The 25,722-nt window shown below is 50.9% G+C and carries 21 protein-coding genes and 1 other annotated feature; of the genes, 16 read left to right on the top strand and 5 right to left on the bottom strand.

The annotated features are described in order from the left end of the window. Positions 1–127: 127 nt before the first annotated feature. The gene (locus CBE73_RS06235) at positions 128–3,226 is read right to left on the bottom strand and encodes a transglycosylase domain-containing protein (RefSeq protein ID WP_094093489.1); all 3,099 of its coding nucleotides are present in this window, start codon (positions 3,224–3,226) and stop codon (positions 128–130) included. A gap of 156 nt (positions 3,227–3,382) precedes the next feature. Beyond that, positions 3,383–3,638: a binding site (T-box leader), on the top strand. 142 nt (positions 3,639–3,780) lie between these two features. Between CBE73_RS06235 and tyrS the strand changes: the two genes are divergently transcribed. Further along, a complete protein-coding gene (tyrS, locus tag CBE73_RS06230) occupies positions 3,781–5,034 on the top strand; it encodes a tyrosine--tRNA ligase (RefSeq protein WP_094093488.1) in 1,254 nt (417 codons plus the stop codon). Between the two features lie 140 nt (positions 5,035–5,174). Here the strand turns inward: tyrS and rpsD are convergent, their stop codons facing one another. After that, positions 5,175–5,774 (bottom strand): 30S ribosomal protein S4, encoded by a 600-nt coding sequence (gene rpsD / locus CBE73_RS06225; protein WP_094093487.1) that lies wholly within the window; start codon positions 5,772–5,774, stop codon positions 5,175–5,177. Positions 5,775–6,212: 438 nt separating this feature from the next. Here rpsD and CBE73_RS06220 point away from each other — a divergent pair, with 438 nt between their 5' ends. The 5 genes from CBE73_RS06220 to CBE73_RS06200 all read left to right on the top strand — a co-directional run bounded on the left by CBE73_RS06220 (position 6,213) and on the right by CBE73_RS06200 (position 11,396). Further along, positions 6,213–8,201, top strand: a complete 1,989-nt coding sequence (locus tag CBE73_RS06220) for a sensor domain-containing diguanylate cyclase (protein WP_094093486.1) — start codon at positions 6,213–6,215, stop codon at positions 8,199–8,201. 212 nt (positions 8,202–8,413) lie between these two features. After that, positions 8,414–9,250: a hypothetical protein gene (locus CBE73_RS06215; RefSeq protein WP_094093485.1), complete on the top strand. Its 837-nt coding sequence runs from the start codon at positions 8,414–8,416 to the stop codon at positions 9,248–9,250. Positions 9,251–9,410: 160 nt separating this feature from the next. Further along, positions 9,411–10,526: an aminopeptidase gene (locus CBE73_RS06210; protein WP_094093484.1), complete on the top strand. Its 1,116-nt coding sequence runs from the start codon at positions 9,411–9,413 to the stop codon at positions 10,524–10,526. A gap of 82 nt (positions 10,527–10,608) precedes the next feature. Next, complete coding sequence (locus CBE73_RS06205) at positions 10,609–10,854, top strand: HPr family phosphocarrier protein (protein ID WP_094093483.1); 246 nt, start codon at positions 10,609–10,611, stop codon at positions 10,852–10,854. Between the two features lie 230 nt (positions 10,855–11,084). Continuing rightward, entirely contained in the window at positions 11,085–11,396 is a 312-nt protein-coding gene (locus tag CBE73_RS06200; protein WP_068696252.1) for an Fpa/YlaN family protein, read from the top strand. 80 nt (positions 11,397–11,476) lie between these two features. Here CBE73_RS06200 and cax read toward each other — a convergent pair whose 3' ends face one another. Then, the gene (cax, locus tag CBE73_RS06195) at positions 11,477–12,547 is read right to left on the bottom strand and encodes a calcium/proton exchanger (RefSeq protein ID WP_094096169.1); all 1,071 of its coding nucleotides are present in this window, start codon (positions 12,545–12,547) and stop codon (positions 11,477–11,479) included. A 220-nt stretch (positions 12,548–12,767) separates the two neighbouring features. Here cax and CBE73_RS06190 point away from each other — a divergent pair, with 220 nt between their 5' ends. Continuing rightward, a complete protein-coding gene (locus CBE73_RS06190; protein ID WP_094093482.1) occupies positions 12,768–13,130 on the top strand; it encodes an Asp23/Gls24 family envelope stress response protein in 363 nt (120 codons plus the stop codon). A 150-nt stretch (positions 13,131–13,280) separates the two neighbouring features. On the opposite strand, the gene ftsW is transcribed toward CBE73_RS06190, so the two are convergent. Further along, on the bottom strand, positions 13,281–14,576 hold the full coding sequence (gene ftsW / locus CBE73_RS06185) for a putative lipid II flippase FtsW (RefSeq protein ID WP_094093481.1): 1,296 nt from the start codon (positions 14,574–14,576) through the stop codon (positions 13,281–13,283). Beyond that, the gene (locus CBE73_RS21860) at positions 14,573–14,719 is read right to left on the bottom strand and encodes a hypothetical protein (protein WP_157739422.1); all 147 of its coding nucleotides are present in this window, start codon (positions 14,717–14,719) and stop codon (positions 14,573–14,575) included. The genes ftsW and CBE73_RS21860 overlap by 4 nt, the downstream gene beginning before the upstream one ends. Before the next feature lie 225 nt (positions 14,720–14,944). Between CBE73_RS21860 and CBE73_RS06180 the strand changes: the two genes are divergently transcribed. From CBE73_RS06180 to CBE73_RS06140, 9 genes are all read left to right on the top strand, one after another. Next, the gene (locus CBE73_RS06180) at positions 14,945–16,120 is read left to right on the top strand and encodes a M20 metallopeptidase family protein (RefSeq protein WP_094093480.1); all 1,176 of its coding nucleotides are present in this window, start codon (positions 14,945–14,947) and stop codon (positions 16,118–16,120) included. Between the two features lie 200 nt (positions 16,121–16,320). Continuing rightward, a complete protein-coding gene (locus CBE73_RS06175; RefSeq protein ID WP_094093479.1) occupies positions 16,321–18,054 on the top strand; it encodes a DNA repair helicase XPB in 1,734 nt (577 codons plus the stop codon). A gap of 18 nt (positions 18,055–18,072) precedes the next feature. Continuing rightward, positions 18,073–20,295 (top strand): helicase-associated domain-containing protein, encoded by a 2,223-nt coding sequence (locus CBE73_RS06170; RefSeq protein WP_174704672.1) that lies wholly within the window; start codon positions 18,073–18,075, stop codon positions 20,293–20,295. Between the two features lie 168 nt (positions 20,296–20,463). Continuing rightward, positions 20,464–20,904: a YlbF/YmcA family competence regulator gene (locus CBE73_RS06165; protein ID WP_094093477.1), complete on the top strand. Its 441-nt coding sequence runs from the start codon at positions 20,464–20,466 to the stop codon at positions 20,902–20,904. A 41-nt stretch (positions 20,905–20,945) separates the two neighbouring features. Next, the gene (locus tag CBE73_RS06160; RefSeq protein WP_094096168.1) at positions 20,946–21,209 is read left to right on the top strand and encodes a YlbG family protein; all 264 of its coding nucleotides are present in this window, start codon (positions 20,946–20,948) and stop codon (positions 21,207–21,209) included. A 269-nt stretch (positions 21,210–21,478) separates the two neighbouring features. Continuing rightward, positions 21,479–21,916: a hypothetical protein gene (locus tag CBE73_RS06155; protein WP_094093476.1), complete on the top strand. Its 438-nt coding sequence runs from the start codon at positions 21,479–21,481 to the stop codon at positions 21,914–21,916. A 171-nt stretch (positions 21,917–22,087) separates the two neighbouring features. Further along, on the top strand, positions 22,088–23,005 hold the full coding sequence (locus CBE73_RS06150; protein ID WP_094096167.1) for a selenium metabolism-associated LysR family transcriptional regulator: 918 nt from the start codon (positions 22,088–22,090) through the stop codon (positions 23,003–23,005). Next, positions 23,006–23,854 (top strand): PHP domain-containing protein, encoded by an 849-nt coding sequence (locus tag CBE73_RS06145; protein WP_094093475.1) that lies wholly within the window; start codon positions 23,006–23,008, stop codon positions 23,852–23,854. A 2-nt stretch (positions 23,855–23,856) separates the two neighbouring features. Then, complete coding sequence (locus CBE73_RS06140; RefSeq protein WP_229752479.1) at positions 23,857–25,602, top strand: putative bifunctional diguanylate cyclase/phosphodiesterase; 1,746 nt, start codon at positions 23,857–23,859, stop codon at positions 25,600–25,602. Positions 25,603–25,722 lie beyond the last annotated feature (120 nt).

Genomic DNA, 25,722 nt, shown 5'->3' with positions numbered 1-25,722 from the left:
AAGAAACTATAAGTAAGAAGAACAATTGAGAACAACAGGTTATCTACTCTGATTTGAAATAACAACAGCCCCTCTGGCAGTTTAGCCGAAGGGGCTGTTTCATGTGTGGGGAATCAGCTGCTAGAGATTATTTCCTCTCAATCCTTAGTGGACTGGAAGGAGGCGATTCTCCAGTGCTGTTTACGGCTGTAATACAGACAAAACCGCTGATGTTTTGTCCCTGGTAATCAAACTGTGTTTGATCAGTCGATCCGACCAGCACGTAATTTCCGTTTTGTTTGTCAGAGAAATAAATATTGTAGCTGCTAACCTGTTCCTCAGCTGCGTTAGCACTCCAGTTGATCGTAACCCCGGCAGGTGTAATAGTGCCTTGAGGTTGACCCGGAGCCGATGGAGCCGTCATTGTGCCTGCCGCAGGATCTCCAGGCTGTCCGCCTAGATCTCCACCGTTTAAAGGATCGCCCGGAAGTCCAGGGCCGCCAGGCGCAAACACGCCATTAGCAACAACAATATTGCTAGGTGCAGATTCTTTGCCGGCAACGTCAACGGCTGTCACATAGAAGGCATAACTTTCCTGTGAGGAGACCGGCACATTAAACTGGGTGCCTGATCCCAGCAGCCTGGATTGGTCATAAGCAAAGGCGCCTCCGTTAACCGACTTGTAGAGACGATATCCGACCACATCAGCTTCGCTGTTGTTATTGAAGGAAACGGCCGCCTCTCCGGTGACAGAGCCGAGAGCGACGCCCTGAGGCGCTGCCGGGGGTGCTCCGTCATCTTTACGGGGATCTACTTCATAAGGAGCATCCTCACCCGCATCCTTCGGTATATAATAATCGAGCGTTTTATGACTGCCTTTCATGTTCGCAAAAGCGTTCTCCAGCTGTTTGATCAGCTCGGAGATCGGCGGATCACGCTTCAGAACCACTTTCTCCTGCAGCATATCCGCAGGTGTTCCCTCTTGCGGAATATAGTTGACGTTGTTGTAAGTAATATACTTGGCGCGAATAAGCACATCATCCGGTTTGGTTGGTACATATTTCTCGTTGAAGATGTCCGTGTTCGTTTTGCCTGCCTGCTCGGTCAAAGCTGTAGGCAGCAGGCCACTGTATCCGGAAACGGTCTTCTTAACGATGCCGTCCGGTTTGGCAAATTCCTTAGTTTTGAACAGCTCCGGTTTGGCTTCCGTCACTTCGTTCATGACCTTGGCCCAAACCTTGCGCGCTCGTGCCTTGCCGGCATCGGAAAGGGTGTTTGCAGGCTCGGAATAACCGACCCAGATGCCGAGCGTAACGTCAGGCGAATATCCTTCAAACCAGACGTCTGCATAGTTCTGGGTGGTACCGGTTTTGCCGACAACCGGGATTTTGCCGTATTGCTTAAAGTCGCTTGCAATCGAGTGGCCCGTCGATCCGCTGGCCGAAACTACGGTGCGCAGCATATCCGTCATCAGGAAAGCCGTTTGAGCTGAGAATACACGTTTAGGTTCGGCTTTGTGCTGATAGACGACGTTTCCTTTGGCATCTTCAATTCTTTCAATCATATAAGCATCGTTAAAAATGCCCTGGTTGGCGATCGCGCCGTAGGCGTTGGTTATTTCCTCCACGCTTACGCCGTGTGCCAAACCGCCGAGTACGCCGGTGGTAGCCTGGTAATCCGAGTCTTCAATGGTCGTGATGCCGAGATTCTTGACAAAGGCCCAGGCCTTATCGATGCCGACCACGTTGTTGAAGAGCTTCAAGGCGGGAACATTTCTCGACTCATTAAGCGCAGTCCGGGCGGTAACGAGGCCCTTATAACCGCCGCTGGAGTTCACCGGAATATGATAGCCCTTCTGGTAGTCCTTCAGAATAATCGGCGAATCGTCAATGATGCTGGCCGGTTGAATCAGCCCTTCCTCCAAAGCGGGGAGGTAAGCGGCCAAAGGTTTCATCGTGGAGCCAGGCTGGCGAACCATCTGCGTCGCATAGTTCATCTGCTCCGTATAGAAATCACGGCCTTCAATCATGCCTAGGATAGCTCCTGTTTTATGATCGATCATCATGCCGGCTACCTGCTCAAGCCCTTTGGTTTTACTTTCCGGCGAGAAGTTGTCCTTGTTGTCGGACACTTTATGCATCGCACTATATACTTTCTTATCGATCGTTGTGAAGATCCGGTAGCCGCCGGTCATCAGCTGCTGTCTGCCTTCCTCAAGCGCTTGAGCATTCTCCTTGCTGGATAAGTCCTCTTCGGTTAAGGTTGGGTCTTTCAGCATAGCCATAATTTGGGCGCCCTGCCGCTCCGTTTCAAGCATGAGATAAGGATAAGTGTCGTATGCTTTTTTGGTTGTTGGGGCAAGGGCTGACTTAATATCGAAATTAAGCGCTTCGTCGTATTCAGTCTGATTGATTTTGCCTTCCTCCAGCATGCGCTGAAGCACGAGATGCTGACGCTTGACTGCGCGGCTGAAATTATCAGGATTAAATTCCCCTTTGCCGTTGAAGGCCGAATAGGAACTCGGCAGCTGTGGCAGTCCAGCCAGATAAGCGGATTCGGCGATGTTCAGCTTGCTCAGGTCGCTGATGTTAAAGATGCCTCTGGCAGCGGCCTTAATGCCATACAAATTGTAACCGCTAGATCCGTTCCCGAAAGGAACCTTGTTGAGATAGGCGGTCATGATCTCCTGCTTGGACAAGAAACGTTCCAAACGGAGCGCCAGCAGAATCTCTTTGAACTTGCGGTCTTCTGTACGATCAAGGCTCAGAAATACACGTCTTGCAAGCTGCTGAGTCAGTGTACTTCCGCCGGTCTGGACGTCTTCCTTGAGAACACGCTGCTTCACAGCGCGGAGCGTTCCGTTCAGATCGACGCCTTTATGCTCGTAAAAATTGTTGTCTTCAATAGAAATGACAGCGTCAATGACGGAAGAGGGAATTTCCTTGAATTCTACAGGCCGTCTGTCCTCTTCAGAACGGAGCTGTCCAATTCCCGAACCATCTCTAAAATAAGCAAAGGTCGTCATGTCATTATGATTGATCTGCGCTTCAATATCGGCGCGTGATCGGACCGGGTCGTCCTTGACGATGGCGGACACATACCCGAACGCAGTGCCAAAGGTAAACAGCACACCGGCCAAACCTGCAAGAAACAACCCAATAATCACGTTAAGTATGATCCGTCCAGTCCTTCTTCGTTTGGGGGGCGTGACTTGCTGTTCCGGACTGTTGTCTTTATCTAAAGCCATGAGCATCCTCCTTTTTAACAAGCAACATTATAGCACAAATTACGGGCTTTGAACCCTCATTTCGACCGAATTCCATAGGAATGAAGGCAGTTCGGAGGTCCCTTTCTTGACTTACTGATTTGATCTGTGTTATAAACAAGCTTAAAGCTGCATATTTGAAAAGCTGGGAAGGACAACAGTAAAAGGCGGATACTCTGCTGCTCAGAGAAACGGTGGTTGGTGCGAACCGGGAAAGCGGGCCCCTTTGAATTACAGTCTGGAGCTGTCCGGGGGAAAGCATGCATTGCAAGTAGTCCGGTACCGGGGAACCGTTATGGAAATGAAGTGAAAACCGATGCCGCAGGCAGGGTATGGCGTGAAGTCATCGGTTTTAATTAGGGTGGTAACGCGAGCGCTCCTTCTCGTCCCTTGGGATGAGAAGGAGCTTTTTTGTGTTTTTTGCCTCTGCGGTGCACCCGCCGAAAGCGAACTTTGCAATTCGGAGCGAGCTGCATGTTGAGGCTATTTTACCCGGGTTTAGCGGGATAAATAACTATTTTTGAGGGGGACAACAAGTGAAGTGGGATGAATTGACACTGCCGCAGCGTGAAGAAGTAGAACGCCAGCTGGCCATCTTGGGCAGAGGTGTTGTCGAAACGGTTCCTGAAGAAGAATTGAAGCAGAAAATCATGAAATCGGTGGCAACGAATACGCCGCTCAAAGTAAAGCTGGGGCTTGATCCATCAGCTCCGGACATTCATATCGGCCACACTGTGGTTATGCAGAAACTTCGCCAGTATCAGGAGCTTGGCCATCAGGTTCAGCTGATTATCGGGGATTTTACCGGGATGATCGGTGACCCGACGGGTAAATCCGAAACCCGCAAACAGCTGACTAAAGAAGATGTGCTGCTGAATGCCGAGACTTATAAGAAACAAATTTTCAAAATCCTTGATCCAGAGAGAACGCAGGTCTTCTTTAACTCTGAATGGCTTGGTCCTATGACTTTTGAAGACGTGGTCAAGCTTGCAGCTAAAGTGACGGTAGCCCGTATGCTCGAGCGTGATGACTTTACGAAACGGTACCAAAGCGGCCAGCCGATCAGCATTCATGAATTTTTCTATCCTTTGATGCAGGGGATGGATTCGGTTGCGCTGAAGTGCGATGTCGAGCTTGGCGGAACAGATCAGAAATTTAACCTGCTGATGGGCCGTACACTCCAGAAGGAATATGGCCAGGAGCCGCAGGTTATCATGATGACGCCGCTGCTTGAAGGTTTGGACGGCGAGAAGAAGATGAGCAAGAGCCTTGGCAACTACATCGGCATCGATGAAGAGCCTAACGAAATTTACGGCAAAGCGATGTCGGTGCCGGACGAGCTGATGGTCAAATACTATGAGCTGGTAACGGATTTGACAAACGAAGAGTTGGAAGTGCTGAAGCAGGGGCTGAAGGAAGAAACGATGCATCCTCGCGACGCTAAAATGAATCTGGCTTACACGCTGGTACGCATGTACCATGGCGACGAGGCGGCAGCCGCTGCACAAGAGCATTTCGTTACGGTCTTCCAGCAGCGTGCGCTTCCGGACGACATTCAAGAGGTCGAGATCGATTCGTCTGAATTTACGGACGGAAAAATCCGCCTGATCAAGCTGCTCACGCTGCTTGGCTTTGCAGCTTCCAACGGCGAAGCGAAGCGCAGCATCCAGCAGGGCTCACTCAAGATCAACGAAGAGAAGCTGACGGATTTCAACGGCGAAGTGGCCTTGCAAACCGGCGACATTGTTCAGGTCGGAAAGCGTAAATTTGCCAAGCTGATCGTAAAATAAAAAGAATACCGAGGCATCTCGGCAGTGATCTGCTGTCGGGGTGTCTTTTCGTTTTCCTGTCGATCTGAATTGAAAACGAAAAGGCGCGGGAAACAAAGAAAGCCCCTCCGAAGAGGGGCTTTCTTGATTCCAACCTAATCTTAACGGTTGTAGAATTCGACGATTTGTTTCTCGTCGATGTCTTGGGACAACTCGGAACGTTCTGGAAGACGGATGTACTTGCCTTCTACAGCGCTGTCGTTGTACTCCAGGTAAGCTGGAAGGTGAGTGCGGTTCTCAAGAGCTTCTTTAACGGAAGTCAAGGAACGGCTTCTTTCACGCAAACCGATAACATCGCCGATGTTTACTTGGTAAGAAGCGATGTCGACTTTTTTACCGTTTACAGTAACGTGACCGTGGGATACCAACTGACGGGCACCTGCACGGGAGTTCGCGAAACCAAGACGGTAAACCAGGTTGTCCAGACGGCTTTCAAGCAGGAACATGAAGTTCTCGCCCGCAATACCGGACATTTTGTGCGCTCTGGAGAACAGAGTGCGGAACTGCTTCTCTCCCAAACCGTACATGTGACGCAGTTTTTGTTTCTCTTGAAGCTGCATACCGTAGTTGCTGATCTTTCTGCGTTGGTTAGGACCATGTTGTCCCGGTGGGAAAGGGCGTTTCAATTCTTTGCCAGTACCGCTCAGGGAAATTCCAAGACGGCGGCTGAGTTTAAATTTAGGACCTGTGTAACGTGCCATTGTATAAGTAGACTCCTTTAAAATAATTTAGTTAGGGGGCTACACTATTTGCGCCGGTTTTGTATTGACGAATGGAAGGGATAGAAAAGAAATCCGCTCTACTGCCAGGAAAGTTCAGCCGCTGTCCTGACAGCAACAAAGCCGTGAGGGTGACACAATTCATTACGCCCAAATAAGACTCTATCCAGTCTTTTTCAACTCTAAATGATATAGAAGTGTTAACCCAAAGTCAAGTGGAGGGATTTTGAAGAAAACGTAGAAATTTGTCGATAGGTCTTTTGAACTAAAAAATTACCTTAAAATAGGTAAATTCTAGTGCAAATTGTTTATAGAAATAGTAGAATATACGATATCAATTAACTACAGGCGGAAATTTTTGGATATAGCGGGGAATGCGGGTATCACAAGCCGAGGGTTGAACGGCAAAAGGAGCTTTCTATGGCTGAATATCTAAGAGAGAACCAAACAGAACATCACATAAATGCTTGGCTGAGAATAGGTGATCTGCAGACTGCCGGAGAAGCAGCATGGTTAAACGACATTGACATCACCCGATATGACTTCCCTTATATAGAGGGACTTTTGCAAAGAGCTTACTCCCATTGGACGGAAGAAGCCCTCCCCGTCTTCGGCCTTGAGGATGCGAGCTGGTATCTAATTGATCATACTGGGAAAATGGTGGCCGCAGCGGCGGACAGGCCGCAGGCAGAGAGAGTGGCCGCTACAGCGGCGGCCGAACAGATGCTGACGCTGGGAGAACCGGGCACGATTGCCGCGGACGGCTATCATCTCGCGGCTGCCCCGGTTAAAACCCGTCAGTTGAGGGAAGTTTTTGCAGTCCTGGTAAGCCTGACGGACTCGGAATCTGCTTCTGCTCACCTGGCTTTGACCGTGCAGGCAGCCAAGCATTTCGGGACTTGCTTTTACCACCAGCTGAATCATGTCTTCCTCAGTGACCTGTATAATTTACGCACCCAAAATGAACAGGAGTCCGCCCGTTGGACGGCTTTGCTGCAGATCGTCAAGCGGATTCATGACAAGATCGATGTCGGCGGGGTGCTGAATGAAGTGTTTGAAAGCATGAGCGACATTTACCCTGGCGCCCATCTTGAACTGCTTATGACCCAGGATTATCAAAGCAGCAATTTGAGGGTCAAGCCGCTGCATATGCAGGCCTCGGAGGGGGAAGACAAGCTTTGTATCCGGGCGTATACGGAGAACATGATGCTTTCGCGCGAAAAGGTTTCGGAAACCGGCGCGCGAACCCTTGAAATCGCGGTACCGCTCAGCGGTAAACAGGGTGTATACGGGGTGTTTCATTTTCTGATTCCGGGCGAACTGGGCAAAGATATGGATCTTCAGCTGGTCGGGATGCTGGCCGATACGGCGGGGAACGCCTTTGAGAACGCCAAGCTGTACGAGCAGTCCAATCTTCTGATTCATGAGCTCAGACTGATTAACGAATTGTCTAGAGAACTGAGTCAAAGCTTGCAGCCCGCTGAGGTGTTCGAGTTTGCAACAAAAGAACTGCTCGAGATTTTTAAAGCGGATTACTGCTGTATTACTGAGCTGACGCCCGGGGAAGACCAGTTCAGAATCATGTCCACCAATATCGAGAGCATAGACAAGGATCCATTCCCGGCTCATTATGGCATTTGCGGACTGGTGTACAGTACAAGGGAACCCTTAATCCTGTCAGATTATCAGACTTTTAAAGGCGTAAGATCAAAAATTATGGAGACCACCAGCTCCAGGTCGCTGATTGCCGCTCCTGTGAAGCTTCGCGGTGAAGTTAATGGCACCATTTTATTAACGCACCGGGCACCGCATTATTTTTCCTATGAGAATTATAAGCTTCTTCAGGTGCTGGCCACCCATATTGGACTTGCGATCGCGAATGCTTCTCTTTATGAGGCGGTTCAACACATGGCGAACCGGGATATGCTGACCGGCCTTTACGCCAGGCATTATCTCAACAGCTGCGTTCAGAAGCGGCTGTCAACCGATCCGGTCGGCTCCCTACTTGTCGTGGATATCGATAAATTCAAGCAGATTAATGACAGCTACGGGCATCAGGTGGGAGACCGGATTTTGAAGCAGGTATGCGACATTATCAAAAGCTCGATTCGCAGCGACGACATCGCCGCCCGGTGGGGCGGGGAAGAGCTGGCGATTTATTTCCCTTATATGACCGCTGAGGATTGCCTTAAAGTGGCGGAGCGAATCCGGGAGCGGGTGAAGGCCGAAACCGATCCGAAAGTTACTGTTTCCTGCGGCGTAGGCGGATGGAGGCAGGATCAGGACCGGATCAGCGTGGAGTCCCTGTTTTTCACGGCGGATATGGCATTGTACCGGGCCAAAAATGGGGGCCGAAACCGGACAGAGATCGGTGGTTTCGACGGAACCTCGGAACGCATAACTCCTTAATCAATCGCAATTCAACTGCCCACAAAGGCGCTCCAAGCGAGCGTCTTTGTTTTCTTCTGTTGTTAACATTTGAATAAGGATATGCATACAGGAAAATCTAAAGGGGAGGCCCGCTTGTGGGAGCCGCTCCTTTCTGAATGTATAGCCCTCCATGAAGAAGCTGCTGAATCATAAGCGTGTTTAGAAGCCTCTATAAAGGAGGTAACGTTTAGATGAAGAACTTTTTCATGAAGGGTGTTTGCCTGGGTTTACTGATTTTGCTATTAAACGGCTGTCAGGAGCAAAGAACCCCGCAGCAGTGGTTTGATTTAACATGGGCCGGTTTGGCTGGTGTGGATGCTTTTCATATTCAGGGGCAGGCCGAGGTGGCTGCGCTGGATCCGTCCGTGAGCCAGGTCCCGTATACATTTACTTATGAAGCCGAATTAAAACATCACACCGAATTATCCGTAAAAGCAGCACCGGGCCAGCAGGCTTTATCCGGCTATGGCACTTATGCCGCGGCTGAATCGGGGAAACCGGCTGCGCTGACCCTTCAGGATGGCAGCCGCTGGACCATGCAGCAGGAAGACAATCCGGTTAACGCCTGGACCTCCGCCGCAGCCGGCAGGGTGAATCCGCTGGCCATCATTGAAGATCTCCGCCAAATGAAGAAAAACGTTCGTTTGGAGCACGGGGCCGCCCGGGGAACGCAGGTGCTGCGAATTGAACCGGATTCGGAACAGGAGCTGCTCCGCCTCAAAAATGAGCTCTTTGCCGAAATGGACCGGACTCAGGCGCTTTGGAGAAGCCGAATGACCAGTCAGCAGGGGAAATCCGGGTCGGAGGCTGTTAAGGAAGGGAATGCGCTCATTAACGGCAGCCGTCAGCAGCTGCTGAAAGTATTAAGCACAGCTGATGTGAATACCGTTTATCATTTGACGATAGATAAGCACACCAATTTACCTGTAAGGCTCACTTCGGAGACTCGGATCACCTATCCCTCCTCCAATGGGCAGCCAAGAACCGAATCGCTTTGGAATGATGCCCATTTCACCAATTATCGTTGAGACAGGGCGGGGAACGAGGGAAGAAACGGCGGAAGATCGCTGACTTTATTTCAGGGTCATGCTACAATGAGACAGGAATTTGCTTTCAAATCGCTGCCTGACGGTTTCTGTCTGACCGTTTATTGTACGGGCAGCTCAGCATAAGGAGGAGTAAGGAACCATGAAAGATCCAAGAATTCAAAAGCTGGCGCAAAATCTGGTCGGTTATTCCGTCAACGTCCAGCCGGGGGAGAATGTACTGATCGAAATGATCGGCAGCGAGCGCGATCTGATCAATGCGATTGTTGAAGAAGTAGCTAAAGCAGGCGGACATCCGTTTGTGCAGCTGACCGACAAAACGACGCAGCGGGCCATGCTGATGAATGCCACCGAAGAGCAGATCAAAACCTGGGCGGCTATCGATCTGAACCGGATGAAACAAATGCAGGCTTATATCGGCATCCGCGCCGGGGAGAACGTCAACGATCTGGCTGACGTGCCTGAGAAGAACATGAAAATGTATAATGCTTTATACAATCATCCTGTACATAGCGAACAGCGCGTCAAACATACGAAATGGGTAGTGCTTCGTTACCCGAATGCAAGTATGGCGCAGCTTGCCAATACCAGTACGGAAGCATTCGAAGATTTCTACTTCGACGTCTGCAACCTGGATTATGCCAAGATGGACCGCGCGCAGGACGCTTTGGCCGACTTGATGAAGCGTACCGACAAAGTTCGCATTACAGGACCGGGAACCGACCTGCAGTTCTCCATTAAAGGCATCGACGCCATTAAATGTTCCGGTCAAGCGAACATTCCGGATGGAGAAGTGTACACAGCTCCGGTTCGCGACTCCGTTAACGGGGTAATCAGCTATAACGCGGCTTCTCTGTACAACGGGGTGACGTTCGAGAACGTGGTTTTCCACTTTGAGAACGGTAAAATCGTGAAGGCCAGCAGCAATAACGATGAGCGCATTAATGAAATTCTGAATTCGGACGAAGGAGCCCGTTATATCGGCGAATTTGCGATCGGTTTTAATCCGTACATCCTTCATCCGATGAAAGACACTTTGTTTGATGAAAAAATCGCAGGCAGCCTGCATTTCACGCCAGGGCAAGCCTATGAAATTGCCGACAACGGCAACCGCTCTTCGATCCACTGGGATCTGGTGCTGATCCAGCGTCCGGAGTACGGCGGAGGAGAGATTTATTTTGATGACGTTTTGATCCGTAAAGACGGGATTTTTGTCCTGCCGGAGCTTGAGCCTTTGAATCCGGAGAACTTGAAATAATACCCGCAATGGTCTTGCTAGGAAAGCGGATTCATTGTATGATTAAAACGTTAATTCATAGCTGAATTCGGAGGGATTTTTAATGGCTACGAACAATCAGGCGGTTGTGGAAATTGCCCAAACGGCATCGAAGTTTTCTTCTTCCATTGTCCTGCAAGCCGAGAATAAGTACATCGATGTTAAGAGCATCCTAGGTCTTTTCACAACATTGGTAAGCGGCCATAGTTATGAACTTCATGTTCATGGACCGGACGCCGAAGAAGCGAAAGCGGCAATGACAGAAATTTTTGAGAAGCATGGACTTCATGTGACGCTTGTTTCCGAGTAAATGCTAACCCCAAAGCACCCTCTCCGTACGGAGAGGGTGCTTTTAAATAAGCTCGGAACAGGAACCGGGGGTAAATTCACTTGACTTAATAGGTCCAAAAACCTTATGATTCAAGCTTTGGAGTTTTCCGGGTTATTTCAGCGAAGTCTTGTATTGCGAAGCATTATAGACTAATATTAAAGGTAAATAGGTGGACTTAGGTCACTGATACAGAGAGGGGGAGAAGATACATGACTTCATCTGATTTGCAGGAACAGCTGAATTTAAAAGCGTTGAATCTGCTGCAGGAAGACGCTTATAAAATAGAAAAATTAATTGAAGTGCAGATGGAGAATTTGGCTACACGCTACTGCCCACTCTATGAGGAAGTACTGGATACGCAAATGTTCGGATTTTCCAAGGAAGTTGATTTTGCCGTAAGAGCCGGTCTTGTGAATGAACTGGTCGGTAAGCAGATTCTTAGTAAATTGGAGCGGAATCTGGCTCTTCTCTACGAAGCACTGAACCAAAAGGCGAATCAGTCCGAAGACGGAACTCTATAGATAGCCAAATTGAAGGGGACGGACCCGGTCATCATGGAAGATGAATCAGGTCCGTCCCCTTTTTTGCATGCGATTTGATATTAAACGAGATAAAAGGATACGCCAAGAATAATGTAGACAGCAAGTAACAGCAAACCTTCATACCAGTTGGTGGAGCCGTCCTGGGTAATCGATTTGGCGATAAATACCGCAACGCCAATAGCCGCCAGTTCAATAACCGTAAAGACGATATCCATCGGTCCGGAGGCGAACAGATGGCTGATGAAGACCAGCACAGGAGCCACAAACAAGGCAATCTGCAGGCTGCTGCCGACGGCAATTTCTACAGCTGCGCCGATCTTATTCTTCATCGCAAGCATGATGGCCGCCGAATGTTCGGCAGCGTTGCCGACAATGGCCACCACAAATGCGCCGACAAAGATTTCGGAGAGACCGAATCTTTCTGTCATCGGATCCAGCGTATGCACCAGCCATTCACTGACAAAGGCAACCATGACCGTAGCGATAACCAGATACAGGATTGAACGTCCTTTGGACCAGGCTGCTTCTTCATGAACGGGATCGGCAGGTCCGCCGTCCGATACGTCGGCGAGATAATCTTTATGCGTAATCATCGAGAAGACGAGCCACAGCAGATAAGCTGCAATGAGGACGCCTGAGACGATCAAGCTGAGCAGATTGGTATCGGCCGGATCAAGCGCTTTTGTATGTAAAAAGATAGCGGGCACAAATAACGCGATAATTGCCAGAATCATCAGCGAGCCATTCAGACCTGCCAGGGAGATATTATAGTTCTGGATTTTGTATTTGATACCGCCTGCGAGTACGCTTAGGCCGAGTACGAGCAGCAGGTTACCGATAATGGAGCCGGTGATACTGGCCTTAACCATTTCAAAATGCCCCTCTTTGACGAGCAAAATGCCGATAATCAGCTCGGCGGCGTTGCCGAATGTGGCGTTAAGGAAACCTCCAAGCCTCTGTCCGGCATGATGAGCTACACTCTCCGTTGCTTTACCCAGAAATCCGGCTACAAAAATAACCGATACGGCTGAAATAATGAATTCCAGCGTGTAGGGGAATCCGGCGTAATGGCCGATTGCACTGAAAATAAAGCTGATAATGAGTACTGCGGGAAACCACCATTTCTTCAATGAATACACCTCTTTTTTCGAATTAAATTGCCGGCCAGGTCCCAACTCCCGACAAAACATTACAAATTCAATATAACCAATATGAGGGAAATTATAAACGAATATTTTAAAGCAGGTCCACATTTGCTTTCCTGGGCGGTTACATTTACAATTGTAAATAAATGAGCTTGTGACGGATGCTTTGCAAAAAGTGTCGTCAGCAAGGTAGGGAGGAATAGCCATGACCGAGCAACTGGGGCTCGAAACGGGCGCAATTCGGATCGCGGATGACGTGGTTGCCAAGATCGCAGGAATGGCTGCCCTTGAAACACCCGGAATTGCTGCCATGTCCGGAGGTTTGTCTGAAGGATGGGCCAAACGGCTGAGCGGCAAGAATATGCAGAAGGGTGTAACCGTCGAGGTTGGCCAGCTTGAAGCCGCCATCGATCTGCGCATTTTGGTTTTGTACGAAACTCCTATCCATGAGGTTTGCCGGATGCTTCAGCAGAATGTGCGGGTAGCCGTGGAAAGTATGACAGGTCTTAAAGTTGTTGAAGTGAACGTGAAGGTAGAAGGCGTAGCGTTCAAGAACGACGAATTTTAAGAACTGGAAAGACGGGCATGCAGCCCGAATTACATAGCCTCTTTCCTGCTCTACGCTGCAAGTCCGTGTTAGACCTTTAAGAGGGGACAGCAAAAAGTCCGGCCAGAATGATCTGTTGCCGGACTTTTTGCTGTGCGCGGCTGGCAAGCGTCAACGGGTTTCATACCGTCCATAACGCTGCCTGCGGCCGTTTAATTCATCTTCCCGAATCACAACGGATTTGGTTACTTCACGTTTCTGGATGATGACGGATGACCGGGATATGCTGAGCACGATCCCCATACTGGCCATCATCACGAGCAGCGAGGAGCCGCCGTAGCTGATAAACGGCAGTGTAACCCCCGTAATCGGAATGGTTCGCGTAACCCCTCCGATGTTAACGAATGCCTGAATAGCGATAAGCCCCATAATGCCGACTCCGACCAGAGTTCCGAACGTATCCTGGCATCGGAGTGAAACCAGCAGCCCGCGCCAAATGAAATATACATAAACAATCAGGAACAGCAGCGTTCCGATGAAGCCGAATTCTTCGCCGATGACCGAGAAAATAAAGTCATTATAAGGGTTCGGCAGGTAGTGCAGCTTCTGAATGCTTTGTCCGAAGCCTGTTCCGGTCATTCCGCCATGACCGATTGCCGTCAAGGATTGGAGCAGGTTCCATCCATAGCCTTTCGGATCTTTGAAAGGATCGATAAAGGCCTGGAAACGGCCGGCTTTATAACCGGAGGTGATCGAATCGGCAGCTCCGGAGGAGTGCAGCCCGTCAATGAGGGCTTTGGCGCCCAGCACGATGCCGGCCCCAATCGCAAGAAGCAGCAGTGAAGCCATGATATGCTTCAGATTGGCGCCACCTGTAAATATGATCAATCCGGAGGTAGCGACCAGAATCAGGCAGGAACCGAAATCGGGCTGCAGCATGATTAATCCGGCCACGAAACCGACGATCAACGTTACGGGGATATAGCCGGTCCGCAGATCCCGGAACCGTTCCCCTTTCTTCGTAATCAGCGCCGCCAGATATAAGATGATCGTGATTTTGGCAAATTCCGTAGGCTGGATACTGATCGGACCAAGGATCAGCCAGCTACGGGAGCCGTTGCGCAGCGAGCCGATAAACGGCATAAGCAGCAAAATAATGATGACCACAATAAAAACCGGCACGAACAGCTTTTTATACCGTTGAAACGGAATGTTCATCGTAATAAACATTGCGATTACGCCGCCTATGGCAAACAGCAGCTGTCTTTTGACAAAATACATCGAATCATTATTAAAATCACTGTTAATAACGGCGATACTGGAACTCGAACTGAACACCATAACCAAACCGAATCCGACAAGCAGCAAAGTCAAGACCAGCAGCTGAAAATCCGGTGTTCCGCGTTTGCTTTCGTTTAGCTGTTCAGGCTGTCTTCTAGCATCGTTATTTGTATTTGTACGTCTCATCTGTTTATCCACCCGCCGAACTTGCTCCCGGAATGTTCATGATCAGTCAAGCGGCTGGAATGAGAGCCGCGCAGCGGATCGGTAGAGCCAGTGCTGTAAGTCGTGATCTTGTCTGAATCTCCGTTCCCGTTATCCATGTGCATGAACATCCTCCTAACTATTAAACTAGCAAATACCATAAGTTTTCATTAATTACCATGATAGTATGTTTATCAGGCTTGCGCAAGCATGGACCGGGCTGGACGAAGCGGCTTTTGCAGCGTGATGGTGCGGATTTTTGCTATCGTGTCCTATTGCTTTGGATTTCTGTTACAATATTAGAAAAAAGCCGGGCCAGGACGGCCGGCTGCCAGGCGGAGGTATAAGCTATGGGACGGGGAGAGATCGAGCACTTGTATCCGGTGATGGTAGAGCGCAGACGTTATCTGCATCGTCATCCCGAGTTATCTTATCAGGAACAGGCAACTTCGGCATACATAGCGGATGTGCTGAACAAGGCAGGTATCGAACACAAAACGCAGGTTGGCGGCCATGGAGTAGTTGGAATCATTAAAGGCAGCCGGCCGGGACCGGTGGTTGCGTTAAGAGCGGATATGGATGCGCTGCCGATTCAGGATGAGAAAGAAGTCGAGTACAAATCCGAGGTCCCTGGCATAATGCATGCATGCGGCCATGACGGACATACGGCTGTTCTATTGGGGGTAGCCGAATATTTTGCCGCCCGCAGGGAGCAAATTCAAGGGGAAATCCGGCTGCTGTTTCAACCGGCGGAAGAGGTTTGCCCGGGCGGAGCCCTGCCCATGATTAAAGACGGTGCGCTGGATGGCGTAGATGTTGTTTACGGCGTACATTTATGGACGCCCATTCCTGTAGGAACTGCAGCTTCGGCCCCCGGGCCGATGATGGCTTCGACGGATGAATTCTTTGTAAACATTCATGGACGCGGCGGACATGGCGGTATGCCCCACAAGACCGTGGACAGTGTCGTGGTCGGCTCGGCGATGGTCATGCAGCTGCAAAGCATCGTGAGCCGTTCGGTGAACCCGCTTGATCCGGCGGTGGTCACCATCGGTTCTTTTCAGGCGGGGACTGTGCAAAATGTAATCGCCGAACGGGCGCGTCTGGCCGGAACGGTTCGCTGCTTTAGTGAAACGGCCAGAAAGCTGATTCAGAAACGGATTGCTTCCGTTGTAGAATTCACGGCCCAGTCTTACGAAGCGGAAGTGGTGCTGGAGTACATTCCGGGATACCCTACGCTGGTTAACGATGAAACCGAAACAAATCGTTTCTTCAAGGTGGCCGGACAGTTGGAAGGATTAAAGACGGAATTAACTCCGCCGATTATGCCGGCCGAAGATTTTGCTTATTATTTACAGCAGGTGCCGGGCTGCTTCATTCTGGTTGGGGCCGGGAATCCGGAGAAAGGCGCGGAGTATCCGCATCACCATCCGAAGTTTGATCTGGACGAAGAGGCGATGGCCCATGCGGCCGCCATCCTGATTTCACTGACTGAGAATTATATGGACGAATGGGAACCCAAATAACCCGTCCGATGCATGACTGCCGCAAAATTGGGAAACTCTACTAATCAGGGCCAATTTGATTTTCGTGAGAGATACGGAAAATTAACGGCAGACATGCAGCACGAAAGCCCCCGCTACTTGCGGAGGGCTTTTTTTCTTTGCTCCGTTATTATTTCCATTAACGCCCTGCCATCTGGCGGCAAAGCGGAGGAGGTACAAGGATGAAAGGACAAGGCGCATGTATCGTACAAAATGATCACACCATTCTGCTCGAGACGGCGCATGCTGAATATGAAGCGGGCCGTCAAACGCTCGGGCAGATTGCCGAGCTGTTAAAGACACCGGCTCTGTTTCACACTTACCGGCTTACGCCGCTGTCGCTGTGGCACGCGGCGGCTTTAGGGGAGACGGAGGCAAGCGTATTAGAGAAGCTCCGGTTTTTATCCCGTTGGCCAGTTCCGGCTAAAGTTGAGGAGAATGTAAAGGTCTGGATGGACAGATACGGCCAATTAGAGCTGAAGTCTTCAGGTCCTGAGCAAACGATCCTCGTATTGGAAGCGCGGCAGGGGGCGGAAGAGATGCTGGGCCGGCTTCTGCAAAGTCCATCTCTGCAAGGGCTGGGGTTGTCCCCGGCGGACCAGGGAAAGGTGTACGTCCCGGCGGCCAGCCGCGGTTTGCTTAAACAGGAGCTGACCAGAATGGGGTATCCTGTGCTTGATAAAGTCGGCTACCGGAAAGGGACATCGCTTCCTTTGGAGCTGAAGCCGGTGCTGCCAGACGGAAGTCCTTTCCAGCTAAGGGATTACCAGCGGGCCTGCATAGAGGCGTTTGCCGGAAGCAGTAAAACAAGTTCAGAGCTTGCGGGAAGCGGAGTGCTTGTATTGCCGTGTGGAGCGGGGAAAACAGTCATCGGAATCGGGGCTATGCAGCGGCTTCAATGCGAAACGCTGATCCTTACCTCAAACATTACTTCAGTCCGGCAGTGGATTCAGGAGCTCCAGAATAAAACGACGCTGGTCCCTGAATTAATCGGCGAATATTCAGGAGAACGCAAGGAAGTCAGGCCGGTAACGGTCTCCACCTACCAAATCTTAACCCACCGGACGCGCAAGGAGGAAGGGTTCAGGCACTTGCCGCTGCTCAGCGGTCGTAATTGGGGCCTGATCATTTACGACGAAGTACACCTGCTCCCGGCGCCGGTGTTTCGGGCAACCGCCGATATCCAGGCGACAAGAAGGCTAGGACTGACGGCGACACTCGTCCGGGAGGACGGCTGTGAGCAGGATGTTTTTTCGCTTATTGGTCCCAAACAGAAGGAAGTCGCCTGGAAGGAACTGGAGGGTCAGGGCTGGATAGCGGAAGTCGACTGCCAGGAGATCCGCATACCGCTTCCCCGGGAAGTTCGAAATCTTTATGAACGGATGGGAAGGAAAGAGCAATACAGAACGGCTGCGGAAAATCCCGATAAGACAGCCGCCGTACGTCAGCTTATGAACAGGCACGAGGGCCGGCAAATCCTGATCATCGGCCAGTATGTAGATCAGCTGGAACAGTTAGCCTTGGAGCTAAAAATCCCGTTAATAACGGGAGCGTCTACGCAGCAGCAGCGGAGTGCTCTTTATACCGGATTTCGCGCCGGTGATATTCGCGTACTGGCCGTTTCCAAAGTTGCAAACTTCGCGGTAGATCTGCCTGACGCCTCCGTGGCCATCCAGATCTCCGGAAGCTACGGCTCAAGACAGGAAGAAGCCCAGCGGCTCGGGCGGATTCTGAGACCTAAAAGGGGAGATAACCGCGCCTTTTTCTACAGCCTTGTTTCCGCCCAAACCCGGGAAGAAGAGTTTGCAAGAAGAAGGCAGCTGTTTCTGGTCGAACAAGGATACGAATATACCGTGGTCAACATGGAGGAGCAGGAGCTTCAAGGGGAACGGCAGCAAACGCAAAGGGAGGCATAAATGTTGGACGAAAAGCTTATGGAACGAGTGCTGGAAATCCTTTTTATCCGGTTTGCCGCCCAGCCCTTTTCGATTGAACAGCTGGAAGGACAGGCAACGGCTTATTGCCCGGCTGCCGAGCTGGTTTACGGTCTTCATCTGCTTCGGCGGGCCGGTCTGGTGAATACAATGAGCAGAGGATGGGGGGAACCGCTTTATGCTCTTTCGCTTCAGGCTTATTTTGAAATTCAGCAAAAGTCATTTTTGCTGCTTGAAGCGGACCAGAGCCGGAACGAGCGCCTGCAAGGCCACGTCAAGCTTCTAAAGGAAGCTAAACGCGGGCTAGCTCATGATTTGCTGCGGGTACTTTCCGGCATTGCCAAAGGGGCGCTGCCTCTAACGGCCAAAGGCAGGGTGCAGCAGCGGGCGCTTTCTAAGTTTACAGGGCTGTTCAGTCTGTCGGATGAAGATTTGGGCGGCTTACAGCTGAGTTATCCCGAGCAGGATGATTATCCGCCTGCCGCCGCTGTACTGCTGGATATGGCGCTTGCCCTGGGGTTGACCCGCAAGGATGAACAAGCCTGGGCGGTCAATGAACATGAGCTCATCCGCTGGCTCAGGTCTGATGAAGCTTTAAGGGAAGGTTTATTGATGGCTGAACTGCTGGAAAGGTATGTGCCGGCCAATCCCTTCCTTCAGCATCTGGTTTGCGCGCTGCTTCATCCGGCTTTCCTGCCCGGGAAATGGGGCAGCATAGAGGGGATTCTCAGGCAGCTTCGCGCCAAAAGGATTCAATTGGACTCCCCTTTAGCTGGCCAAAGGCAGGAAGCTGACCGGCAAGAGACATCCCCAATAGGGTCCTGGCTGTTATCTTGGTTGAAAGCGTTGTGCGGCTTTGGCTGGCTGGAGCTGGGTTATGCCGATGAACAAGGCAGAGGAATTCCGGAAGCACTGGCTGCCGTGCTGGCGGCCGGGAACAATGGGCTGGACGACGAGAAGCCGCTGAAGGAACGGGAACGGGAACAGGGTCAGGATCTGGGTTTTCCTCTAGCCGGGCTGATGATCCGCTGGCTTCGTAAACCAGACCTTAAGGCGGTATTCTGCCGCAGAATGGCTGAGACTCAGTCCGGACGGCAGGGAGCATTAGCTGGATTTGAGGGGGAAGCCGCAACCAGCGCCAGCATCGGGACTAGTGACGGGACCAGTGAAGGGACCGGTGTCAGGACTGATGCCAGGTGCGGTCTAGGGAATCCGCATGAAGCGGCCTTTTTCGTCCAGCCCGATTACGAAGTTTTGGTTCCACCGAATACGCCTTATACGATCCGCTGGGAGCTGGAGCTCTGTTGTGAACTGATTTCGGCAGATGTTATGACGACTTATCGGCTTACCCGTGAATCGGTGGAGCGGGCGGCTGAGAACGGGCGGAAAGCAGGAGAAGTTCTGGCTTTCCTCGAACGCCATGCTTTAACGGGAGTGCCCGACGCTGTAAGCCTTGCCGTCCGTGAGTGGGGAGAGCAGCGGAAGCACACCTCCCTGTTCCATGCAACCCTGCTGCACTGCGCCGATGAACGGACAGCGGACCGGATTGCCGCGGAACCGGCCGCTGAAGGGGCGCTGGAACGGATCGGATCTTGTCACTTTATCGTCTCGGCCAATGAGAGGATGCCCGTTGTTCAAATGCTGGAGCAGCTTGGAGTAACGCTGTATAATCCGCTTGAAGAAGCAGCAGCGGCGAACGGCGTGCTTTATCCCCGTGTAAGCCCGGCATTGAGCGGGAGCGGTACGCGAGGCTCTGAAGCTTCCAAGGACCGGAATGAGGCCGTTCAAGCACCGCAAGCCTGGATTTACGCAGGCAAACCGGTCCGGATTCAAAAGGCGGACGCTTCTATCCCTAATTTGGAGGAGCTGTTTCCGGGGCTGCGGCGCATTCCGGCGGCCTGGACAAGCGAGGTAAGGACTTATCATGCTTCCACGGTGAAATTGATGCTGCAGCAGGCGCTGGAATGGAAAGCGGGCGTTGAGCTGCGGCTAAACAACGGCACCTTCACCGCCGTGCCCAGATGGATCAAAGGCAGCGGGGACTGGAGGGTGGGAGCGGAGCTGGCCCCGAAAGACAATAGCAAGGCTGAAGAAGGAAATAGTAAAGAAGGGAAAGGCAATAGTAAGGCTGGAGAGGGTGAGGGTTTCCATGCAGGGACGTACACGGAGCTTATTCCGGCGGACATTGAGGGGATTCGTATCCTGCTCCCTGCCGAAAGGTGAAGGGATTAGCAGTCAGCCCGGGAACCTCCTCCTTTCTCCTGTCAGCTCCCTCCAGCGGAGCCAAAAGTTGATTTTATCTTCTGCTCGGGGCGCGTTTATGATATGATAAAATAGTCTACCAATGGAAATAAATTTGGTGGAACTTCTACAGAATAGAGATGAATGTTCATGAGCGTATCTGAATTGCGAACGGTCGATATGGCCCAAATGCTGACATACGCCTATGAATTGGGCGATATGATCAACCATTCGGTTTGTGTGACCGACTACTTATATTGGAAGCAGAAGATCGAGAACGATGAGCAGATTCAAAGCTGCGTTCGCAAGCTGGCTTCCAAAAAAGAACTTTTCGAGGAGACCCAGCGTTTTGGTCACTTTCATCCCAACTATCATGAAGCAAAGGATAAAGTGGCTGAGGTAGAGCAGGAACTGGAGCAGTTTGAGGCGGTAAGGAGATTTAAGCTTGCCGAGCAAGAGCTGGACGGTATGCTGCATGAGATGTCGGAGATGATTGCTTACTCCGTTTCTCAATCGATCAAGGTGCCAAGCAACGATCCGAATCCGAAAGGCGGATGCGGAGGGGGCGGTTCTTGCGGCTGCGGCGGCTAGAATCGGACGGATTTCATCAGAAAGCGGGGGAAGCGGCGGACATGTTTCCGGAACGAGCGGGATTTATTATTTGGGTCAGTGATTTGAAAGCGGCCAGAAACCTGGATAAATACGGTAATGTCTTGTATCTGTCCAGAAGAATGCATTATGTGGTCATGTACGTGAATGCCGACCGGGCAGAGGATATTATGAAGAATGTCCGCAAGTTATCCTACGTGCGCAAGATCGAGAGATCTTATCGCAACGAGATCAAAACCGAATACAACAAAAACGTGCCGGACAAGACCCAGTACTACGGGCTTTAGGCTTTAGAGTCCCTCGAGCATAAGCGGGCGAGAGGATCTCTGATCAGACGTTTTGTTATCAAAGAAGGAACGGCGCTGCCGCCCCTTCTTTTTTTTATTTTCCTAGTCAGAGAGGAATATTCCCGTTAATCGGTTAATAGATTTCAGAAAAGAGAGAGTTGTATGAGACTTGCGCATCAAAACGGGATATTATACTATTATAGGAATAAATACTTAGTCAATAAGTACCAGATCGGGAATCGGAGAACTCCAGGGAAGGGGGGAACACCGTGAAGGATAGGGCTACCCAGCGTTGGAATACTTATGAATCCTTCAATATAGCGCTTGGCGAATACAAGGTTGCTGATGTCGTAGTTACTCATCATGCGGCTCTGCGTTACAAGGAACGGGTAAGCTCGGCTGCAGCACAACCCGAAGCTATCGCGACTTTTTTGTGGGATTGCCTCAAGCAGGGGCGGATTACGAAATATTACCGTAATGAAGAGGATGTATATCTGATTGACCAGGATTTGGTGTTCATTGCGGAATTTACCGAGCTGGCCGGGGAGACGGATTTGCTGGGTCAGCCGCTTTATAAAATGATCATTGTAACCTTCCTGGGCAGAATGTCGGAAACGATGGAACTGAGAGATTTAAAAACCTATTATTCCTGGCTGAGACATTCGAGAAGGATAACGCTGCTGAAGAATGGCCGCAAACGGAAATAGGAAATCGGAATGATCCAGCATGCACCGGCGAAGCCGGAGGCGTGCTTTTTTTATAATAAAAGCTTTAGAGTCTCGGGGTTATTTAAACCTAGCTGCATTTAAATGGTAAAGGCAGTTTAAAACGGGGGCTGCCTCATGGTATTGTATGGGTAGAGGAAGGAATGGATGGGAATGGCGCTTAACTATCATCAGCTTCATATATTCTATAATGTGGCCAAGCTCGGGAGCTTCTCAGCAGCGGCCCAGTCGCTCCATATGACCCAGCCGGCGGTAACGATGCAGATGCAGTCCCTGGAAGAACACTTTGGATGCAAACTGCTAATCCGTTCAACGAAAGGCATTGAGCTGACGGAGGCGGGACAAACGCTGCTGCCGTTTGCCGTTCGCAGCCTGGAACTGATGAGGGAAACGGAGGACGCGATGTCCCGGTTCACACATCAGTTGGAAGGACGGCTGCACCTGGGCGCCAGCCTGACGATCGGCGAATACATTTTGCCAAGGCTGCTCGGCCCTTTTGGCCACCAATACCCGCATATTCAAATTATGCTGAAAGTGATGAACACCTCGCAAATTGTGGATTACATCCTGCAGCATCAGCTCACATTCGGGCTGGTTGAGGCGCCGGTTGATCATCCTGATATTCAAATAGAACCGGTAATGGAAGACGAACTGAAGCTTGTTGTTCCGTCAGGTCATGAACTGGACCTCCCGGACGGCGTTGAGCTGGAGCAGGTCGTCAGATATCCGTTTGTACTTCGGGAGAAAGGCTCGGGGACCAGACAGGTTATGGAAGAGGAAATGCAGCGGTGCGGAGTGGGTGCCGGGGATTTGAACGTAGTGATGGAGCTGGGAAGTACCGGAGCGGTAAAATCAGCGGTAGAAGCGGGATTCGGCATCACGATGTTATCCCCCTCCTCCATCAAACATGAACTTGCGTTAGGTTTGCTGCGGGTGGTCCCCATCCGGAATGCTTCGTTCAAGCGGAGATTCTTCTCCATACATTTGAAATCTACGCTGCTGCCTATTTCGGCCGTAACGTTTCTGAACTTTATAAAGCAGCCCATGACTGAGGTTAAAGGAGGAGTCTAAATGAATCAGCAGCAGAGCCGGGCCGATTTGCATACGCACACCACTGCTTCAGATGGACTGAATTCTCCTGCCGACAATGTCCGGATGGCCAAGGAGAATGGGCTGGCCGCTATCGCCATTACGGACCATGATACGGTGGCCGGCATCGATGAAGCCTTGGAGGCCGGAAAGAAGCTTGGAATGGTGGTCGTTCCCGGCATAGAAATCAGTACCCGGGTTGATGACACTGATATTCATGTACTTGGCTATTTCATTAATCACCATGATCCGGTATTGAAGCAGCGGCTTAGTGAGCTGAGAAATGCGAGAGAGCAGCGGAATGAAGCTATTCTGACTAACCTGCAGAAGCTCGGCATTCCTCTCGGGAGGGGGGACGTGCTCAAGGAGCTGGGGCGGGAGCTTCAGGAAGGAGAAAGCCTGGGGCGCCCCCATATCGCAGCGGTATTGGTGGCTAAAGGTTATGCGGCCGATATCCGCGACGCTTTCGACCGTTACTTGGCAGAAGGTGCTGCAGCTTATGCCAACGTGCCGAGAATTGCGCCGCAGCAGGCCTTTGAATGGATTCGGGAGGCAGGAGGCGCTCCAGTGATTGCGCATCCGGGGATCTACGGCCAGGATGCTTTAATCCAGTCTCTTCTGGAAAGCGGCAAACCTGCCGGCCTCGAAGTGTTCCATTCGGATCATTCGCCGGAGGATGAACAGCGTTACGGGGAATGGGCGGCTCGTTACGGCCTGATTGCGACCGGCGGTTCCGACTTCCATGGCAGCCGAAACGGGACTGTTTTCCATGGGGAGCTTGGCAGCCGGACGGTGACATTACAAGTTGTTAAATTATTGAAGGAGGTGTAGCGTTGGAAGATCGTTTGCATCTTGAAGACCCTGAAGCGTTCCTTACTGCTTCGGAGTTCATGAAAGCTATCGAAAGAATGGGAATCGGCTTAATTGTTACGAATCCCAATCTCCCTGACAATCCTGTAATTTACGTCAATCAGGGATTTACCCGTCTGACGGGATATGAAGCGGAAGAAATCTTAATGCGCAGCTGCCGTTATCTACAGGGGCCCGACACTAGCACCGAGGCTCTAAAAGTTGTTAAGCAGGCGCAGCTTGAACAACGGGCTGAAACGGTCACACTCAAAAATTACCGCAAAGACGGAAGCTACTTCTGGAATCAATTGACGATCAGTCCGGTATTCGGGGAATCCGGCGAGCTGATGTATTTCATCGGCCTGCAGTTTGACATCACCCAAGAGGTTGAGGAGCGGGAGAAATCGTCCATGCGCATCCGGGAGCTGGCTTTCTTTGATCCGCTTACCGGACTTCTGAACATGAGCCGCTTTAAATTGGAGCTGGAACGTGAACTGCAGGAGGGGCATCACTGCGCCATTATCCGGATCAATATCGACCGGTTCCGTTATCTTAATGAAAGTTATGGCGATAAGGCCGGAGACCGTCTGCTGCTGGAAGCCGCGGAGCGTATGAAACGCCTGCTCGGCCCTGACGGCATTTTGTGCCGCAGTTTTGCGGATAATTTTATTGTGCTGCTGAAACCCCAGGATTGCTCACGCTACAACATTCATAATCAGGCGCTTATGCTGGCAGAAGCGCTTCACAAGCCTTATTTTATAAAAAAAGAAGAGGTTCGGCTCAGCTTCAGCTTCGGAATCAGCATGTATCCGGAACATGCCGAGGAAGGGCCGCTGCTGCTTAACTATGCCGATCTTGCCTTGAAGAAAAGCAAACAGGCCAGCGTGGGTGAACCCTACTGGTTCGAATATTCACTACTGGATGAAATACATAAACGAATTGAGATCGAGAAGAAACTGCCGAAAGCTTTAGAACATGGAGAGTTTGAATTATATTTTCAACCGAAAGGAAACATCAGCTCGACCCCGTCCCTGGCCGGTCTTGAAGTGCTGCTGCGGTGGAACGACCCGGATCAAGGGATGGTGCCGCCGATGGAGTTTATTCCGGTAGCCGAAGAGAATGGATTCATTATCCGTTTAGGGGAGTGGGTCCTGAGGGAGAGCTGTCGCTTGGCCAAACGGTGGCAGGATGAAGGTTACCCGAAAGTGACGATTTCCGTCAATGTGTCGGCCGTGCAGTTCAGACATCCGCAGTTTATAGATGTAGTAGAGAATGCCTTGAGGGATTCCGGTCTGGAGCCGGGTTACCTGGAGCTGGAAGTTACGGAGACCATGCTGAACGACCCTGTTGTGATCAAAGAGAAGCTGGAGAGACTCAGAAGTCAGGGAATTAAAATTTCCATTGATGACTTTGGAACAGGTTATTCTTCTATTCATTATTTAAAAACACTCCCTATCGACATCTTGAAAATCGATAAGTCGTTTGTACAGGAAACGCCGCTGTCTGAACAGGACAGCACTCTGCTTGTCTCGATTATTCAGCTCGGCAAATCGTTTGGGCTGACCGTCCTGGCCGAAGGAGTGGAATCGAAGTCGCAGCTGGAATTTCTGGCGGGCAGCGGCTGCGATCTTATCCAAGGCTATTATTACAGCCGGCCGTTAAACCGCGCGGCAATGGAACAAATGTTCAAGGACAGCATGAACAGCGGCCTGATAGCAGGATTATCCTGATCGCAGGATTATCCTGATTGCAGGATTGGATTATAATGACAAAGAGCAGCCAAGACCGGATGGACCGGCGCGGCTGCTCTTGTGTTTTTTTACAGGACTACTCGTCCTATTTACTAACGA

Origin of the sequence: Paenibacillus physcomitrellae (assembly GCF_002240225.1) — a bacterium.
GTDB classification, from domain to species: Bacteria; Bacillota; Bacilli; order Paenibacillales; family Paenibacillaceae; genus Fontibacillus; species Fontibacillus physcomitrellae.
Note: the sequence above shows the minus strand (reverse complement) of the source record. Positions and strands in the feature narration are given on the sequence as shown.

Coding starts and splice junctions, on each gene's coding strand:
- CBE73_RS06205 (WP_094093483.1), top strand. CDS start 10,609: ATGGCTACGAACAATCAGGCGGTTGTGGAAATTGCCCAAACGGCATCG.
- CBE73_RS06175 (WP_094093479.1), top strand. CDS start 16,321: ATGAAAGGACAAGGCGCATGTATCGTACAAAATGATCACACCATTCTG.
- CBE73_RS06210 (WP_094093484.1), top strand. CDS start 9,411: ATGAAAGATCCAAGAATTCAAAAGCTGGCGCAAAATCTGGTCGGTTAT.
- CBE73_RS06150 (WP_094096167.1), top strand. CDS start 22,088: ATGGCGCTTAACTATCATCAGCTTCATATATTCTATAATGTGGCCAAG.
- rpsD (WP_094093487.1), bottom strand. CDS start 5,774: ATGGCACGTTACACAGGTCCTAAATTTAAACTCAGCCGCCGTCTTGGA.
- CBE73_RS06160 (WP_094096168.1), top strand. CDS start 20,946: ATGTTTCCGGAACGAGCGGGATTTATTATTTGGGTCAGTGATTTGAAA.
- CBE73_RS21860 (WP_157739422.1), bottom strand. CDS start 14,719: ATGCACATGGATAACGGGAACGGAGATTCAGACAAGATCACGACTTAC.
- CBE73_RS06180 (WP_094093480.1), top strand. CDS start 14,945: ATGGGACGGGGAGAGATCGAGCACTTGTATCCGGTGATGGTAGAGCGC.
- CBE73_RS06235 (WP_094093489.1), bottom strand. CDS start 3,226: ATGGCTTTAGATAAAGACAACAGTCCGGAACAGCAAGTCACGCCCCCC.
- CBE73_RS06215 (WP_094093485.1), top strand. CDS start 8,414: ATGAAGAACTTTTTCATGAAGGGTGTTTGCCTGGGTTTACTGATTTTG.
- CBE73_RS06190 (WP_094093482.1), top strand. CDS start 12,768: ATGACCGAGCAACTGGGGCTCGAAACGGGCGCAATTCGGATCGCGGAT.
- CBE73_RS06220 (WP_094093486.1), top strand. CDS start 6,213: ATGGCTGAATATCTAAGAGAGAACCAAACAGAACATCACATAAATGCT.
- CBE73_RS06145 (WP_094093475.1), top strand. CDS start 23,006: ATGAATCAGCAGCAGAGCCGGGCCGATTTGCATACGCACACCACTGCT.
- CBE73_RS06200 (WP_068696252.1), top strand. CDS start 11,085: ATGACTTCATCTGATTTGCAGGAACAGCTGAATTTAAAAGCGTTGAAT.
- CBE73_RS06170 (WP_174704672.1), top strand. CDS start 18,073: ATGGAACGAGTGCTGGAAATCCTTTTTATCCGGTTTGCCGCCCAGCCC.
- ftsW (WP_094093481.1), bottom strand. CDS start 14,576: ATGAGACGTACAAATACAAATAACGATGCTAGAAGACAGCCTGAACAG.
- CBE73_RS06165 (WP_094093477.1), top strand. CDS start 20,464: ATGAGCGTATCTGAATTGCGAACGGTCGATATGGCCCAAATGCTGACA.